The sequence below is a fragment of the Neisseria sp. P0021.S007 genome (assembly GCF_051956855.1).
The window spans coordinates 1-429 of the sequence record NZ_JBQCXA010001846.1; the positions used below are offsets into that span (position 1 = coordinate 1).

General features: G+C 51.0%; 1 pseudogene. It reads right to left on the minus strand.

The window, feature by feature from the left end:
* Positions 1–22 precede the first annotated feature (22 nt).
* Positions 23–429: pseudogene (locus tag ACTHUR_RS21760) on the minus strand (M61 family metallopeptidase); the annotation flags it as partial.

The following is a 429-nucleotide window of genomic DNA, read 5'->3' on the forward strand; positions in this document are numbered from 1 at the left end:
TGCTGTTTTCGCCTTGTTTTTAGAACTTGCCCCATGCGCGGAAACTGGATTGGGCAAGTGTTTGTTTCAGACGGCCTTGTGTCTGCTGGACGCGTGTGATGCCTTGTGCAAGCAGGGTAAGGTAGGCTTCTGGGCTGATGGTTTTGCTTCTAGCAAGAAAGAGGTCGTCGTAGTAGGAGGTAATGCCTTCAAATGCCCAAAGTTGCTCGGTATAGTTTTCTTGGTCTAGATTGTAAGGTGCGAAGACAGCCGGTTTGATGGATTTGACGCTCCATGCGTGGAAGTATTCATGGGAGAATAGACCGAGTAATTCGGGTATAGGCTTTGTCGGCTTCGCCCATATCGTAAGATGGCAGACTGTGGCGGTCGGCAAGAAGGGCGGTGCTGCTGATGTGTTCCAGTCCGCCGTAGAGGTTGTCTCCCAGATGT